At 35.0% G+C, this 17,448-nt stretch carries 13 protein-coding genes; 6 read left to right on the plus strand and 7 right to left on the minus strand.

Going from position 1 to position 17,448, the window contains the following annotated elements; translation table 11 throughout:
- Positions 1–174 precede the first annotated feature (174 nt).
- Positions 175–1,047, minus strand: a complete 873-nt coding sequence (locus tag ACQY44_RS11520; RefSeq protein WP_428230497.1) for a LysR substrate-binding domain-containing protein — start codon at positions 1,045–1,047, stop codon at positions 175–177.
- 91 nt (positions 1,048–1,138) lie between these two features.
- Between ACQY44_RS11520 and ACQY44_RS11525 the strand changes: the two genes are divergently transcribed.
- A complete protein-coding gene (locus ACQY44_RS11525; RefSeq protein WP_428230498.1) occupies positions 1,139–2,371 on the plus strand; it encodes an MFS transporter in 1,233 nt (410 codons plus the stop codon).
- A 62-nt stretch (positions 2,372–2,433) separates the two neighbouring features.
- On the opposite strand, the gene ACQY44_RS11530 is transcribed toward ACQY44_RS11525, so the two are convergent.
- The 5 genes from ACQY44_RS11530 to ACQY44_RS11550 form a co-directional block, all read right to left on the minus strand.
- Complete coding sequence (locus ACQY44_RS11530; protein ID WP_428230499.1) at positions 2,434–3,465, minus strand: asparaginase; 1,032 nt, start codon at positions 3,463–3,465, stop codon at positions 2,434–2,436.
- On the minus strand, positions 3,455–4,594 hold the full coding sequence (locus ACQY44_RS11535) for a 1-acyl-sn-glycerol-3-phosphate acyltransferase (RefSeq protein ID WP_428230500.1): 1,140 nt from the start codon (positions 4,592–4,594) through the stop codon (positions 3,455–3,457). Before ACQY44_RS11535 ends, ACQY44_RS11530 begins: the two co-directional genes overlap by 11 nt.
- A 64-nt stretch (positions 4,595–4,658) precedes the next feature.
- Complete coding sequence (locus ACQY44_RS11540) at positions 4,659–5,432, minus strand: TatD family hydrolase (RefSeq protein WP_428230501.1); 774 nt, start codon at positions 5,430–5,432, stop codon at positions 4,659–4,661.
- Between the two features lie 378 nt (positions 5,433–5,810).
- Positions 5,811–6,533: a tetratricopeptide repeat protein gene (locus ACQY44_RS11545; RefSeq protein WP_428230502.1), complete on the minus strand. Its 723-nt coding sequence runs from the start codon at positions 6,531–6,533 to the stop codon at positions 5,811–5,813.
- Between the two features lie 2 nt (positions 6,534–6,535).
- A complete protein-coding gene (locus tag ACQY44_RS11550) occupies positions 6,536–7,120 on the minus strand; it encodes an RNA polymerase sigma factor (protein WP_428230503.1) in 585 nt (194 codons plus the stop codon).
- Positions 7,121–7,350: 230 nt separating this feature from the next.
- On the opposite strand from ACQY44_RS11550, the gene ACQY44_RS11555 reads away from it, so the two are divergent.
- The 5 genes from ACQY44_RS11555 to ACQY44_RS11575 all read left to right on the plus strand — a co-directional run bounded on the left by ACQY44_RS11555 (position 7,351) and on the right by ACQY44_RS11575 (position 14,147).
- A complete protein-coding gene (locus tag ACQY44_RS11555) occupies positions 7,351–7,650 on the plus strand; it encodes a hypothetical protein (RefSeq protein WP_428230504.1) in 300 nt (99 codons plus the stop codon).
- Positions 7,651–7,841: 191 nt separating this feature from the next.
- A complete protein-coding gene (locus ACQY44_RS11560) occupies positions 7,842–8,831 on the plus strand; it encodes a hypothetical protein (RefSeq protein ID WP_428230505.1) in 990 nt (329 codons plus the stop codon).
- 180 nt (positions 8,832–9,011) lie between these two features.
- Positions 9,012–10,964 (plus strand): PKD domain-containing protein, encoded by a 1,953-nt coding sequence (locus ACQY44_RS11565; RefSeq protein WP_428230506.1) that lies wholly within the window; start codon positions 9,012–9,014, stop codon positions 10,962–10,964.
- 139 nt (positions 10,965–11,103) lie between these two features.
- Positions 11,104–13,758, plus strand: a complete 2,655-nt coding sequence (locus tag ACQY44_RS11570) for a CHAT domain-containing protein (RefSeq protein ID WP_428230507.1) — start codon at positions 11,104–11,106, stop codon at positions 13,756–13,758.
- Complete coding sequence (locus tag ACQY44_RS11575; RefSeq protein ID WP_428230508.1) at positions 13,710–14,147, plus strand: retropepsin-like aspartic protease; 438 nt, start codon at positions 13,710–13,712, stop codon at positions 14,145–14,147. The genes ACQY44_RS11570 and ACQY44_RS11575 overlap by 49 nt, the downstream gene beginning before the upstream one ends.
- 108 nt (positions 14,148–14,255) lie before the next feature.
- Here the strand turns inward: ACQY44_RS11575 and ACQY44_RS11580 are convergent, their stop codons facing one another.
- A complete protein-coding gene (locus ACQY44_RS11580) occupies positions 14,256–17,432 on the minus strand; it encodes an efflux RND transporter permease subunit (protein WP_428230509.1) in 3,177 nt (1,058 codons plus the stop codon).
- Positions 17,433–17,448: the final 16 nt, after the last annotated feature.

A 17,448-nucleotide genomic window follows, 5' to 3' on the forward strand; every position in this document is an offset into this window, starting at 1 on the left:
TTAGAAAAACAAAATCAAGATTAGTTTTATAAGAACTTTTAATTTTATTTTTCGCCACGAATTTCACGAATTTGCACTAATTTTTATAAGTCCAAAACTAATAGACAGTTTAGCATTCGGGTAATTCGTGAAATTCGTGGCAAACTTTTTTTTGTGGTGTGAATTTACATTATTTTACATACTTTTTCTAAATTCTTCCATAAAGAGTTTTACGGCCTTTTTTTGATATGCGCCTTCGATCGTTAACATAAACGAATCTCTTTGAGTAGGTACTCCTGTAATGGCTATTGCTTTTAAATTATCCCAGCCTTTTAGGGCTTTTTCAGTTACAATTGTTACCCAGTCACTTTCTTCTACCAATTGCAAAAGGGCATGAACCGCATTTAATTCTATCGAAACTTTGGGTTTCATATTATTCTTTAAAAACAATTCATCCAGAAATTCTCTTGAACTGAATCCTCTTACGGGCAAAACAAGGGGGTATTCGCCTATTTTTCTAAAGGAGATTTTATCCAAAGATGCCAGCGGATGTGTTTTTGCAACTGCCATTACCAGATTTGAAGTAAATAATGGGATTTTCTGAATGGTTTCTTTTATTTCTTTGGATGAAATGACCAAAACCAAATCTAACTCGTTATTCAGTAACTTAGTTTCCAGAGGTTCAGTTGAGCCATATTCAACCACAATTTTTAAATTAGGATATGTTTTGGCAAACAAGTTGACGATTGGCAAAACCAAAAGTCCAAAAATATAGGTTACGCCAATTCGTAATTCGCCGCCAATCATTTCGTTCAAATCATCGATAGCCTGCTTACCGCTTTGCACATTTTCGATAACTTGTTTGGCGTGAATCAGAAAAACTGATCCCGCTTCGGTAAGCTGAACTTTTTTACCAATCCTTACAAACAAAGGCATTCCGAGTTCCTCTTCTAATTTTTTTATCTGTTGCGACAAGCCGGATTGTGTGACGAAACACAACTCGGCAGCTTTCGTAAAATGCAGTACTTCAGCTGTTTTAATAAAATATTGTAATTGGTAGATTTCCATATCGATAAGTTTTAATACTTATTATCAGTAAAATTATTAATTTTTCTAATGAAATACTAATTCCGAACTTTGTAAAAAAATATCAGGCATCATGTTTAAAGCGTTAAAATCAAAAAACTTCAAGTTATTCTTTTACGGACAATTTGTTTCAGTAATCGGAACCTGGCTTCAAAAAACAGCCGTAAGTTGGATGGTTTACAGCGTTACCGGTTCTGTTTTCTTATTAGGATTGGCTACTTTTTTAAGCATGATTCCATCGCTGTTTCTGGCACCTTTGGCCGGAAGCATTATTGGTCGTTACGACAGACATAAAGCCATGATTGTATTGCAATCTTTAGCCATGCTTCAGGCTGGTGCTTTGGCTTTAATGATTTACTTAAAAATATACAACATCAACTTTATATTGGCACTGAGTTTAATTCAGGGCATCATCAATTCCTTCGATATGACTTGTCGACAAACGATGATGATTGAGATCGTAGACAATAAAGAAGATTTACCCAATGCTGTTGCCTTAAACTCCACTTTAAATAATTTTGCCCGAATTGCCGGACCTGCTCTGGCCGGAATCATTTTGCACAATTATGGTGAAGACATCTGTTTTATTGGGAACTTCCTGAGCTATATTCCTGTTTTGATTTCTTTATTGATGATGAAAATCACACCGCATATCAAAGCCACCGATAAAATGAAAATGCTGGATGATTTTATTGAAGGTTTGGATTACGTTAAAAAAGAAACCGAGATGGCCAAAATGCTTCTAATGTTAATGTGCAGCAGTTTGTTCGTAATTTCTTTCAACACCTTAATGCCTGTTTTTGCCAAAGATATTTTCAACGGAAATGCCCAGACTTTTAGTTGGTTCGAAAGTGCCGCCGGAATTGGGTCTATTGTTTCTGCAATTTATCTGGCCAATCTTAAAAAAGCAGATAATATGGGTAAAATAATGATCGCTGCCAGCTTATTATTAGGTTTTAGCATTATTATACTGGCGTATTCAAATAGTTTAACTGTCGCGCTTATTTGTATGGCTCTCAGCGGCGTGGGTATGATGGCACAGACCTCATCAATCAACATTTACATTCAGACACAAAGTACGGTTAATATGAGATCCAGAAGTATTAGTTATTATTTAATGGCCTATCAGGGAATGATTCCTGTGGGAAGTTTGATTATTGGATATGTTTCTCACATCATTGGAACAAGAAATACGGTTGCGATTCAGGGAATTATATGTATTCTCTCTGTAATTGTTTATGTGTATTACAAAAACCGCAGTTCTCAGGAAGAGTTCGGAACTTGTGAGGTTCCTTATAAAAATTAAAAAATTCCAATCTTGAGTTATCAGTTTTGAATTTGGAATTTAAAATATTAGGATTTTTCTATTTACAAGGAAATTTCCCCGCGTAAAGCTGTTTCAAATATCGTTTTAAATTCGGCTTGAGGAATATTATGTCCCAACAAATACATTAGTTTTGTGATGGCGGCCTCTGTAGTAATGTCTTTTCCGGAGATCACGCCAAGAGATTTTAAGGCGGTACTGGTTTCGTATTGTCCCATGTTTACACTTCCGGCAGAACATTGCGTAACATTTACGATGTGCAAACCAGACTGAATCGCTTTCTGAATCAAATTCAAAAACCAATCTTCGGTTGGGGCATTTCCGGAACCGTATGTTTCGAGAACAATTCCTTTTAGATCTTTAATAGCGAGGATCGAAGACAAAACAACTTCGCTCATTCCCGGGAACATTTTTATAATTGCAACGTGATTGTCTAAATTCTTGTGGACAATTAGATTGGCATTTTCTTTTATAGGAAGAAATAAATGTCGGTTTAATTTTAAGTGAACACCAGATTCTACCAATTCAGGGTAATTTGGTGCTGTAAAAGCTTTAAAGTGTTCGGCATTTACTTTAGAAGTTCGGTTTCCTCGGTACAATTTATATTCAAAATACAAACAAACTTCGGTAATTACCGGTTTTCCGTTTTCTTGCAAAGACGCAATCTGAATCGCTGTAATCAGGTTTTCTTTAGCATCGGTACGAAGATCTCCAATTGGCAATTGAGAACCTGTAAACACAACTGGTTTTGCTAAATTCTCTAACATAAAACTCAATGCCGAAGCCGAATAAGACATCGTATCTGAACCATGAAGAACTACAAAACCATCAAAAGCATTGTAATTTTCCTCGATGATTTCAGCAATTTTTGTCCATTCTGCCGGATTCATGTTCGATGAATCTATTGGGTTTTCGAATGAAACGGTTTCAATCTCACAATCTAATTGTTTGATTTCAGGTATTTTTTGCAATAATTTACCAAAGTTGAAGGCTTTGAGTGCGCCTGTCTCAAAATCTTTGCTCATACCAATGGTTCCACCAGTATAGATTAGCAATATTTTAGCTTTAGATGACATCCTGGTATTTTAATTTATTGACTACAGGATTCGCATACATGGCCAAAAATCCTTGTCTTGCTACTGGATTATCCGTATTCCCGATACGCATTTCTAAACGACGCTCAAACAAAGATTTCTCACTCTCTTTATACAAATGAGAAAATCTATCCGTTCCGTTTAAAATATCGTAAGCAATAAAATTTGTTGGCCATAAATGATAATTCTTTAAAATCGAATCGTCAATAACTTGTGCCAAAGCCTGAATTTGTTTGTTGGCATTGTCGTTTTCAGCAACAATCTGATCAATTTCAGTATCCAGAACATCTCCAACAGAAATGTGTATTCTTTTCTTAGTTCCCATGATACCACTTAAAATGGTCATGAAATCTTCATTTTTTTCTTTAACATACACCTCATTATTTGCTTCTGCCATTAATTGTGGCATTTTCAACACATCAGTAGGGTCGTATTCGTAGGAAATAGAAACCGGAACAACCTTTAATTTCTTAAAATAATCCATTAAATTAGGTTCATCAGACCCCATTCCGATCATTTTTAGAACTCCGGGATTGGTTTCATCATTTCCGTCTTTGGTACGTCCTTCCCTTTGTGCGATCCAAACCGAACGGTTTTCGCGAAGCAGTAATTGCCCGATGTATTCTGCTAACAATTTTGAGCTCTGCAACATTTCTCTTGGCGTCAGACCTCTTAAAACCAAAAAGTTTCTATTCAGTTTTGCCAACGTGCTTAAAAATGCTTTTTTTACCAGATTATCTCCAATAGCAGATGCTGTCATGACCAAACCATGCTCGAACAAACAAACATTTAATAAGGTGGTGTCTAACAGGATATCTCTATGATTAGAAATAAATAAGTAAGACGTATTTTTTTCCAGCTTCTCAAATCCTGAAGTGGTAAGTCCTTCAGAACTTTTCTCCAGAACTCTTTGTATTGTATTATAAATAAAGTTGCATTGAAAATCACGAATTGAATGTGTTTTTTTAAGTTGCTCTTTCCAAACCTCATCTTCTACTTCCGGAAAAGTAAAGTTCATCATGGTTTTCATCATCGGATGATTGGCAACATCATGAAGTGCTTCATTTATTTCAGAATCATAAAACGGTCGAATGGCATCAAATCTCTGCATTATCTATATTGGTTTTAAGTGGGCAAAAGAACAAAAAAAAAATTAAACTATTGTAAGGTATATATTAAATCCCAAAAACGTCTTTAGAATTCTGAGTAGTTCGATTCGCTATTTCTTCTTCAGAAACGTCATATATATCGGCCAATTTGCTAATAACATTTACCAAATAGCTGCTTTCATTACGTTTTCCACGATACGGAATTGGCGCTAAATAAGGCGAATCTGTCTCTAAAACGATATGTTTTAGAGCTATCTGATTTAAAAACTGATCTATTTTTCCGTTTTTAAAAGTCACAACCCCACCAATTCCCAACTTCATATTGTAAGAAATCGCCTGAAGTGCTTGTTCATGTGTTCCGGAAAAACAATGAAAAATTCCGAACAAATCATCTGACTTCTCTTCTTCGAGAATTTCAAAAATTTCGTCAAAGGCTTCACGACAATGAATTACGATTGGTAATTTATAGTGTTTTGCTAACTGAATTTGTCTCTTAAAAGCAATTTGCTGTTCTTTAAGATGCGTTTTATCCCAATACAAATCGATTCCGATTTCGCCAACGGCATAAAACTTTCTTTTTGCCAGTTCGGTTTCGACATGTTTCAGCTCTTCTTCGTAATTATCTTTCACGTAAGTGGGATGCAAACCCATCATCAGGAATACGTAATCCGGATAATTTTGCTCTAAATCGTACATCGATTGTGTCGCGGCAGCATCGATAGCAGGAATAAAAAAGCGTGTTACTCCGGCATTTATGGCTCTTTGCATCATCTCGTCGCGATCCTGATCAAACTCTTCAGAATATAAATGCGTATGGGTATCAGTAATTATTGGTGTCAAAATTGAATCGTATTATTTTTAAAAGGTTCAAAATTACGATAATATTAAACACTTTCCAATTTGAATGGAATGGCGGTAAATGGTACACGGATGACACCAATTCACTCCGTTAAAACGCGGATCAAAACGGATTTTTTTATATGTGCCATATTTGTCAGACTGAGCGGAGTCGAAGTGATGGCACACGGACGACATGGATTCACTTCGTGAAAACGCGGATTAGCACGGATTTTTTTCTTGTTTTATCAGGCCGAGCGAAGTCCAAGTCCACAAAAATAAGCAAATTAAAATGTAAGTTTGCCACAAAAATTGACAAAAAAAAACCGCAAAGTATTTTACCTCTTTGCGAATCTTTGTGTCTTTTGTGACATGTTATTTTTAATCCAGTTCATCCAGAAGATGCTCAACATCGTCATAGTTTTCATAATCCTGCGAAATGGTCTGCAAGACTTCCTTACATTCGGTATATTTTTTCTGTTTTAATTTAGACAAAGCCAGACTCCATTTTGCTTTTTCTTTATAAACAGATGTTCCTGATATCAATTCGTTAAAAACAGCTTCAGCTTTCGGATATTTGCTTTCTTCCAGCAAAGAAACCCCATAAAAATATTGAATTTCGGGTGTTTTGTTTTCTTTTAGAATTGCCTCAAAAAGCGGAATTGCTGCTGCGTATCTCCCATCGTTAAATGCTGCTTGCGCTTCTTTCAAATTTGCATTGGTATCACCTCTTTCTACAAATGCAGCCGTTTCAGGGTTATCATAATCAGCAAAAGTTGGATTATTATAATCAAAAAAGAACAATCCGAATAAGATAATAACAGACGCTGCTGCTGCATAATACCACGGACGCATTAAAACGACTTTTGGCTTACTGGTATTGAAATGCTTGTCTGATATTGCCGTTAGATTTGTTTTAAACGCTTCTCTTTCTGCTTCAAATTCAAATTTAGTTGTAAGGCGTAACTGTACTTCTTTGAAGGTTTCAAACTCCGAGGACAATTCATGGTCTTCAGACAATTGTTTTTCAAAACTATCTTTTTCCTCAGCCGTCATTTCTCCGTGAAGATATTGATCGAATACTATATAGCGTTCTTCATTCATGACTAATTATTTTTTAGCGATTTAAAATTTTTGGCTTCCTGAATCCACTGCGTCAATTGTCCCACACATAACGATTTCTTTTTGCGAACGTAGCCGTAAGTAACGTTAAGCTTCTCAGCCACTTCTTCCATCGTTTTAGTGGTGAAACTCAGTTTTAATAACTCCTGACATTTGTCTCCTAATTTTAGAAACATCGCATCAAAAAGCTGCTGTTTTTCATCAAACTCTTCTGTGTTGGTAATCAATTTAAGCGCAGATTCATTCATAGATAAAACATCTTCATTGATTGTTACCCCTTTATTAGATGTTTTTTTGAGTTCGTTCAGCCATTTTCTTTTGCATAGTAAAAAAAAGTAAGCATCAAAAGGACAAGTCAAATGTAGTGTATTGGCTTTGGCCTGATTAAAAAGTAAAATCATAATCTCCTGAACAACATCCTGCGCATGTTCCTTATCTCCTGAATTATTCATAATGAACATTACCACTTTGGGAACGAACTTTTTGTAAATCGTCTGAATGATTGCTGAGTCATTTGCAGCAAGTCCTTCAATATACATTTGATCAGGATGAATTCTCGTTTTGCCCATAAAAAAACTTTTTGTAGCTAATTTAGAAAACAATTGGAAATAAATTTCACATTATAGGGTAACAATTAACAAATCAAGTTGATATAACGTAACAAAAGCCTTTTAGCATTAATAAAATGCAATAGGATATAGCACACCGATTAGAGGGATTAAACAGATCATTAAATTTAAAATTCGTGCTCATTCGTGGCAAAAACCTTTTCTAAAACAAATTATAAAAATTAAAAGAAATGGAAACTTATCAATTTATAGACGAGAAAAATCTGGATCGATTTAATAAGATGCTTTCAGCCAAAACAAGAAATGGTTTTGTGATCGTGGAGCATAACGAAAAATTGCCTTATGCTGTTTTGTGCAAAACTAAAAAAGAAATCAATCATCCTTTACACCTGTTTCTTACTTGCATCACATTCGGGCTTTGGTCAATTGTCTGGTTTTATTTAAGCATCATACTTTCAAAGAAAAGAAACATTTTGGTTGCCTTAGACGAAGACGGAAATCTATTTGAAGATAAATGCCTTTTAAAATAAAATTAAAAACAAGTGTAACAATTTATAAAACAATTTGATATAGCATTATAAAACATGTTAAAAAAAAGAAACTTTATAAACAAGGGTAACAATATCAAACCCAAATTGATATAAAAACATAAAACTATAATTAACCGGAATCTGAAAACCACTTGAAATCCTCAAGACAGATTTTATAAAAACTAGAAATCATGAAGACAAACTTTAAAAAATTCGGACTTTTATTTTTATCAGTTATCACTTTCATCAGTTGCGACAATAGCGATGGAGATGACAACAACACAATTATTCCTCCAACGGGAGCGGCTTTTAAAAGCATCAGAGAAAAAGGCGTATCATCAACTAAACAAAGATTTACCATCATGGCCGGAGATGGTGTAAAAACCATAACATCTGCCAAAGGAGTAAAATTAAGCATCAACGGAGATTGTCTGACTAAAAACGGAGTTGCGGTAACAGGAGCAGTTGATATCGAATACATCGAACTTTTTGATAAAGGAACCATGTTGGTGACCAACAAACCAACAATGGGCATCACAGCTGACGGAAAGAAAAACCTGCTTATTTCAGGGGGAGAATTCTTTATCAAAGCTACTCAGGGCGGTGTTGAACTTAAAACTTCCTGTTCTATGAATTTAATTGTACCCACCGCTTTAACAGATGGACTGGACAATGCAATGACTTTATGGAATGGTACAATTGATGACAACGGAGAATTGGCCTGGAGAGAAAACAAACCCAATGCTGACGGAACTGGCGGCGGAAAAGGCGGAGTTCAAGGCGAAGGAAGTAATTATTATGTAACTTTTGGCAACTTTGGATGGGCAAACGTAGACCGTTTTTACAGCGATCCAAGACCTAAAACAACCCTTCTTGCTGATGCTCCTGATGGTTATGACAACAACAATAGCGCCGTTTACTTATCATACGATGGAGAAGGAACAAATGCACTTGCCAAGTTAGACACCTATACAGCAGCAGGATTATTTAGCGAACATTACGGGCAAATCCCGATTGGTTTAAAATGTCACGTGATTTTTGTAACAGAATCTAATGGTCAATGGCGTTATGCAATCAAAGCCGTAACCGTTGCAGCAAACGATGTTTACACCTTTACTTTAGCCGAAACAACAGTCGGCACTGAAGCTCAACTGGTAGCGGCAATCAATGCTATTCAGTAACTTACAAAATACTTTTAAGAAAAAGTGGTGATTTGCTCATCACTTTTTTTTATATTTAATCCAGTTTTCAAATTTAATTCTGATGATTTTCAGAAGCTAATCCTGCTGTCCGCTATATCTTTTCTGCCGAACCCCGGCAAAAAAGGATGTCGCTTCCATCAGGGCTAAAAACCACTAGTTATGAAACCACTATCATCTATTCTCATTATTCTTTTTTCTATATTCTCTTTCTCACAAACCAAAGTAAAAGACACCATAACCCGAAGAGCCAATATCGTTTTTATTCAAAACGGAAACGCCGTTACTTATAAACCCGAAACGCCGCCTTTGATACCAATTGCGGGCGCACCAAAACCAAGTTATTCCTACTTATGGGAATTGGGTGATGGAAATTATAGTAAAGAAGCTGAACCCAAACACGTTTATAAAAACAAAGGAACCTATACTGCAAGACTTGCCGTAACCAACAATTACGACAACGGAAAACCTCCGGCAACCCGACCTAAAAAAGTGGCTGTAAATGATATCACTGATTCTAATTATAAAGATATTGCTTCAATCGCCGACCAAAACGGATTTGCGATTATCAAGAACTGCGATCCTGTTCCGGATCAGGAAATGGTAGTCGTAGTAGGTTATCAAAATATGGAAAATTATGTTTCCAGCGGAAAATTATATTTATTCTATAATGAGAAACAATTTAAAAGCAATAATTTCGAATTGGTCGCTTTTAGAACCTATGCAAACGAACGTGAAATAAAAGAAAAAGCTATCGCCTCTGTAAACGATCTCAATGATTCGAATACTTATCTGGCTTCCGCCGAAAACACTTTCAAAATCAAAAAATATAGAAATACAACTACCGAAGAAGATCTTGATGCCTCCCTATTAGACGCTAATAAAACCTATCATAGTGTTTCGGTTTTAGAATTTGATGATGCCAATCCGGGAGAAACCCACAATGTTTTTTATACGTTTAAAACTACTCCGGAAATGATCAAAGACACCAGTGCAACTGTTACTATGCGTGGGATATTTGTACCTAACCGAAGTTATAAAAACCATAAAGTAAAAAATCTGGAAATGGAAATCGTGACCTCTCACGACCCAAACAAAATGGGATCTAACGGAAGTTTTATGAATTACAGACTGGTACGTTTTAAACGAGTAAATTTTAAAACCCGTTTCCAGAATAATGGCGAAGGCCCGGCAAGAATGATTCGTTTGGAAACTGATATTCCGGATATGTTCGACAAAAAAACATTTCAGGTCGAAGACATGTATCCTAAATGCCCCATTTGCCCAAAAGGCGAAGTTCCAACTACAAGTTGTCTCGATACGATTATCAAAAAGAATCAAATCTTTTTTACCTTCAAAAACATTTATTTACCCGGAAGCGAACAAAAAAATGTACACGAAAAAGACAGTACAAAAGGTTTTGTAAAATACTCCATGAAGTTTGCAGAAGACTTTCATAAAGTAAAAACCAAAAGCAGAACCGCTATTATTTTCGATAAAAACGAACCTATAATTACCAATTATGCCACTACCCGGTTCCTGCCCGGAATTTCGATTGGTGCAAAAGCGGGTTATAATCTATATCCTGATCTGGAGAAATCGACCAGTTATTTTGTGGGTGCGACAATTTCGCCATTTAAATCGTATCGCTTTTACTGGCAGGCCGAATGGCTCAATGCCTTAAACAAATACGAAAGCGGTACAACGATAGTCGATCAGACTGTTGTAGGCGCAAATGGTACAAAACAATTCCAGCGCACCACAACCACCACAGAAAACAAGAATGTAAACTGGGAAGTTCCCGTTTTGATCCGATACAACATTAATAATTATATTGGCGTTGGTGCAGGCGTACAAGCTAATTTTGATGTTTCATCCGAACAAAATCAGACCAAAAAAATTGAAACTTTTGAAGGCGGAACAGATCAGTTTTTAATGGATACGAGAACAGAATCAAACTCTGTTAAAAACTCATTTGCTAATTTAAAAACAGGTGTTTTATTTGATTTAACATTGGGTTTCGCGAGAATCGGACCGAGTTTGGGTGCACGTTATGTCATGAACTTCGAACAGAATTTTAACTATTTTCAGTTTTACGGGATCTGGAAGTTTTAATAGTTATTACTTGAAGATTTTTCGCAGAGATACGAAAAAGAAAAGGTTGCCACGAATTTCACGAATCATCACGAATTATTTAATTTGATTGCGCTAAAAATTTGTGATAATTCGTGACGAAAAAACTTTAATCCTTTATATGACAAAATTCTATTGCTATATCTTATTCTTCTCTACACTGATGCTATTCGGGCAGAATCAGGAAGATAAAATATATAATGCGGTTGATGTTTTTGTTGCGAATCCTTCGGCAAAAGCGATACAAAATTTAAACAATCTCGAAATCACTTTTTGGAAAAATCCTAAACCAAAAACCAAGGACGAACTTCTCGCCATTGTCGTTTTAAATTGCAATAAAGCTTATTATGAAAATCAATTTGGGCAAACTCAAAATGCAATTGCGAGTTACGAAAAAGCCTGGCAAATTTATCAGAAAAACAAACTCAGCAATTATGATATTATCGAATATTGCTTAAAACCTCTGGGAAATCTATATACCGTTCTGGGTGATTATGACAGCGCCGAAAACACGATAAAACAATACTTTTTTATTGTAAATACCTCTAAAAATTATCCTGACGCTCCAAAACAAAAGTTTGCTGCGATCCTAAATTTATCGAATGTATATCAGAGTTCCGGTAAAACTTCTTTGGCTATTGAATTATTAGAAAGTACTTTAAAATCAGAAAAACTATCAAATGTTCAAAAAGGTATTTTACTAAACAATTTGGGGAATAGTTATTTGTTGAGTTCAAAAGAATTAGTTTCATTTAAAAACTCTCCTGACAATGCTGAAAAAGCTTTTAAAGCTGCAATCAATTATCTGAAAAATGAGAAATATCAAATTGAAACTTTATCCAATTCATACCGAAATCTGGCTTCTTTAAACAGACAATGGCAAAGATTTGAAGTTTCTACTTCTTTTATGGAAAAAGCAGAAAAGCTATTTTTGGAATTGCCGAATCAGCAATCACGAAAACTTGCAAAACTATATTATGAAAAAGCTTTATTGCTTTTTGATGAAGATAAATATGATGAAAGCACAAAGCAGATCCAAAATATTTTTAAAATCCTGATTCCGGATTATAATTCAAAAAACATTCTTCCTAATCAAAATCAATTGTATGCAGAAACGGTCTTAATTGATGTTCTGGATTTACAGGCAGAAATTTTAAAATTCAGACACCCAAAAAAAGCGCTTGAAGCATTCGCACTTTCTTTTCATATTGAAGACTTAGTAATGAATGTTTTAGTTTATGAAAACTCTAAAATCATAACCCAAATCAGGGCAAGAAATCGTACTGAAAAATGCCTTTCGATTTATAATAGATTGTATCAAAAGGAAAATAAAATTGAATATTTAGAGCAAGCTTTTCAATTAGCTGAAAGAACAAAATCAGGAATTTTAAAAGGCTATCGTTCGAATATAAAGAATGCTTCAACAGAAGAAAAACAGCTTTTGCAAGAACTTCAAAATTTAAATAATTCCATTTTAAAAGAACAGCAAAAAGGAAATTCTGCTAATATTTCCAGCATTAATTCAGCAATAAAAAATCAAAATGAATTGATGCTTTCTTTAAAGAAAATTCAAAATAAAAACTCCAATTATATTCCTGAAAATTGTGACTTAAAAGTCTTATTTTCAAAATTAGAAAAAGACAAAGCTCTAATGGTGTATTATTTTATGGGTTCTGAAAATCTGTTTTATTTTACATTACAAAATAATAGAATCAGTCTGAACCTTATTACTATTACCGACACTGCAATTCCAAAAATTGTACAATTTATAGATTATTTTAGCAATGCTAGTGCAATCACAAATAACATTTCCGGATATAATACTCACGGAAAAGCTGTTTATGATATGTTGAATATACCCCGAAACACGACATATAAAAACCTCATTATTGTTCCTGATGGTATTTTAAATTTTCTGCCTTTTGAGGCTTTAATTATCAAAGAATCATCAACGACAAATTTTGCTAAAATGCATTATTTACTAAATGATTTCAGGATTGGATATAATACTTCAGCCAATATCTATCTGAATACTAAACCCGTTTCCAACTCTCAAAAAACAGTTTTAGGCGTTTTTCCGGTTTTCGAAAAAACAGCATTTGAATTGAATTATTCAAAGAAAGAATTAGAATCTATCAAAAGTAATTTTAAAGGGAAATATTTAGAAAATTCTGAGGCGAGTTTTTCTAATTTTAAAAATAATGCCAACCAATATTCTATTTTACATTTAAGTACGCACGCTTCTTCGGGTGATATTGAAACTCCGGCAAGTATTAAGTTTTATGATCAGGAAATCTTATATTCAGAATTGTATAATTTAAATATTAATCCGGATTTAGTGGTTTTAAGTGCCTGCGAAACTGGAATTGGCAAACTCTACAAAGCCGAAGGTGCGATGAGTGTGGCAAGAGGTTTCCAGTTTGCCGGAGCACAAAATCTGCTATTCTCTTTATGGAAGGTAAACGATTATACGACATCGGTTTTTATGGCTGATTTTTATAAAAACATCAAAAATGATGTTCCCTATTTTGAAGCCAGTACCAATGCAAAACTTGCTTTTCTGAATGATAAATCAATCCCAAATGCTAAAAAATCGCCTTATTACTGGAGTTCTTTTGTGTACTACGGTTCTATTTCTACAGAAGAAAATTCAACAAATTATATCTATTACATCATTAGTTTATTGACTGTAATTGGTTTATTTTTGATTTTCAATCCTTATCGAAAATGGAAAATCTTCACGCAGTTCTCAAAAAAGAGAATTACAAAAAAATAAAATTCAAAGTCATCAAGACACAACATCTTTTAATAAAAGCTAAAATTAATGGTGTTTCAGGAAATTTCATTTTAGATACCGGAGCATCGAATTCTTGTGTGGGTTTTGAAAGCATCGAACGTTTTGAACTGAATGCCAAAAAATCAAAAACCAAAGCTTCCGGAGCCGGAGGAACTGGCATGAAGACGCAAATTTCGTCTAACAATAACCTACAACTTGGTAGCTGGAAAAACATTGATTTTAATCTGGTTATTTTTGATCTTTCGCATGTCAATGAAGCTTTAGAAGCCTATAAGGCAAAACCTGTTCACGGTATTATTGGAGCAGATGTTTTATTAGAAGGCAAAGCTATTATCGATTATTATAATCATTATTTGTACTTGAGATAATACTTATAGATTCCAAAAATTAAATTCCAAATTCTAATATTATAATCAATAAAAAATCCCAAACTCCAGTTAAGGAATTTGGGATTTTTCAGTCTAAAATTAAATCAATTAATGGGTATGTTTAGGATTAAAACCGTCTTCACTAACTTCTGCCGGCGTATAGTCTGCAACCATTTCAGCTTCGTAATCGATTTTTTCTCCTTTAGAGAATTTATGAATTAATTTCTCCATAATATTATATATAACCGGAACTACAATCAAGGTTAAGAATAACGAAGAAATTAATCCTCCGATAATTACCCATGCCAGTCCATTTTTCCATTCAGCTCCTGCTCCGGATGCTAATGCAATTGGGAACATACCAAATACCATTGCAATTGTAGTCATCAAAATCGGACGTAAACGAGCGTGATTCGCCTGAATTAATGCCGTTCTGATTGATTCTCCCGCAGCTCTTCTTTGGTTCGTATAATCGACAAGCATGATCGCATTCTTACACACCAGACCAATCAACATGATGATCCCCAAAATTGTAAAGATATTCAATGAGTTATTGGTCAAAGCCAATGCCAACATCGCACCAATAAACGAAAGCGGTACAGCAAACAATACTACAAACGGGTGAGCAAAACTGTCATAAAGTCCAACCATAACAAGATAAACTAATACAATAGCTGCTAATAAAGCGATACCCAATGTACCAAAACCTTCACTTTGGTTTTCCTGATCACCTCCCCAGATGTAGTTTACACCGGCTGGTTTTTTCAGTTTATCTAATTTTGCCTGCCATTGCGTAACAATCGTTCCGGATGGAACACCAACGTTTTGTCCTTTTACAGTTACAGACGCTGATTTATCTCTACGCTCTAACTGGCTAGGTCCTGAACCTTCTGTGACATCTGCAAATTGAGACAATTTTATTTGTTGACCTGCTGCATTAATGAAAATCAAATTACTAACATCAGTAATACTTTTTCTGTCGAAAGCATTGTATCTAATGTTGATATCATACTCGTATTCACCAGCTCTGTATTTACCATCTGTATTTCCGCTAAAAGCGGTTTGCATCGTTGAACCAACTGTTTGAAGTGTTAATCCTAAGGCAGCCATTTTATCACGATCTACTTTTACGTTGATTTCAGGGTTTCCGTCTTCAACCGTTAATTTGATCTCTGTTGTTCCGGGAATCGTACGTAATTCAGCTTCAGCTAATTTAGCAAATGCCATAGCACTTTCTGTTGACGGACCTGTTACGATCAATCCTAATGTAGCGTCTTCTGCTGTTCCTAAGATACCTACAGGAACCGTTTTTACTTTTGCGCCAACCAATACTTTCTCCAGTTTACGTTTGATTTTTGCCGCATAAACAGAAGCATCATCTTTACGATCTTTTTGCTCGATCATTTTTACGTCAATCTCTGCTTTGTAAGCTGTAGCTTGCGATGCTCCAAAACCTTCACTGGTTTGTCCGACCGTTGTAATTTGACTGTGAACATATTCTTCATTCTTCAAAAATGCTTCTGCTTTTTGAGTCATAAAGTTCGTTTGTTCTAACGAAGCATCTTTTGGCATTTCGATTTGAACTAAGAACTCTCCACTATCAGATGATGCAAAAAACTCCCCTCCAATAAAACCTCCGGCCATTAACCCTACTGTTGAAGCAAGGAACAAAACAATTACCACTAAGAAAGTTTTAACGTAATGATCCAGGCACCAGGTCAACAATTCAGAAATCCAGTTAGTGAAACGTGTTAAATAGCTTTCGAAACCAAGAATGATTCTTCCAAATAAATTCTTTCCTTCAATATGCTCTAACTTACCATAACGAGATGATAACCAAGGGATAATTGTAAATGAAGCTAAAAGTGACAATAAAGTGGATATAATTACCGTAACACAAAATTGTGTAATAATATTAGAAACCAATCCAGAACTCATCGCGATAGGCAAGAATACCACCACAATTACTAATGTAATCGAAGTTACCGTTCCACCAATTTCTGCAGTTCCGTCATACGAAGCACGAATTCGGCTTTTACCCATTTCCATGTGCCTGTAAATATTCTCCAGTACCACAATCGCATCATCGACCAGAATACCTACAACAAGAGATAATCCTAATAAACTCATTAAGTTCAGGGTATATCCCATTAAATAAATACCAATAAAGGTAGCAATCAACGATGCCGGAATAGACACCATTACGATCAATGAGTTTCTAATACTGTGCAAGAAAAACAACATTACAAAAGCTACCAGAACAACTGCAATTAATAAATCGTGTACAACAGAATCAGCTGCTTCAAGTGTAAAGACAGTACTGTCTTTTGCAACTTCTAATTTTAACTGATTTTCTTTATAATCTTTTTCAAGAACTGCAATTGTTTTTAATAATTGCTCACTTACCGCTACTGCATTTGCATCAGATTGTTTTACGATTTGCAAAACAATAGCACTTTTTTGATCTACACGTGATATTTTTTCAGCAATTTTTTGAGTATCCTGAACGTCAGCAATATCACTTAAACGAATTTGAATTCCGTTTTGAGAAGAAACCACTAAGTTTCTTAATTCATCAACACTTTTATATTTACCCGCTAAACGAATTAATATTTTTTGATCACGAGTCTGAATGTTTCCTGTTGGGAAATCTAAATTCGAAGTCAAAATAGTTTGTTGCACCTGCGGAACAGATAAATTGTAACCCTGCATTTTTAATGCATCAAGATTTACCTGGATTTCACGCTCTGAACCACCAATGATGTTTACCTGGGCCACACCTTGTACACGGGATAAAATAGGCGCAATTTTTTTGTCAATTAAGTCATAAAAAGCTGCTTCATCCATTTTTCCGTTAGCACCAAGCGTCATAATTGGTAAATCACTCAGCGAGAACTTGGTCAGTGCAGGCGTTTTAACATCATCCGGCAAATCACTAATAATAGCATTTATTTTACGCTGTGCATCATTCAAAGAGAAATCGACTTTTGCATTTGATGTTAGTGTGATTGAAACGATAGACAAACTTTCATACGACTTTGAGTCAATCTTCTTGACATTCTCTAAGGATGCAATCGCATCCTCTATTTTCTTGGTTACGGTATTTTCTACCTCACTTGGAGATGCTCCGGGATAAACTGTAGAAATGGTAATAACGTTTTGTTCAAATTTTGGGATCAGCTCATAGCCCAGTTGGCTGTAGCTAAACAATCCACCAAGTGTCAGAATTGTAAACAATACAATTACTAACGACGGACGTTTTATGGATATTTCGGCTAATTTCATATATTTTGCTTTAGGC

It is taken from the genome of Flavobacterium sp. (assembly GCF_965277525.1).
Lineage (GTDB): Bacteria > Bacteroidota > Bacteroidia > Flavobacteriales > Flavobacteriaceae > Flavobacterium.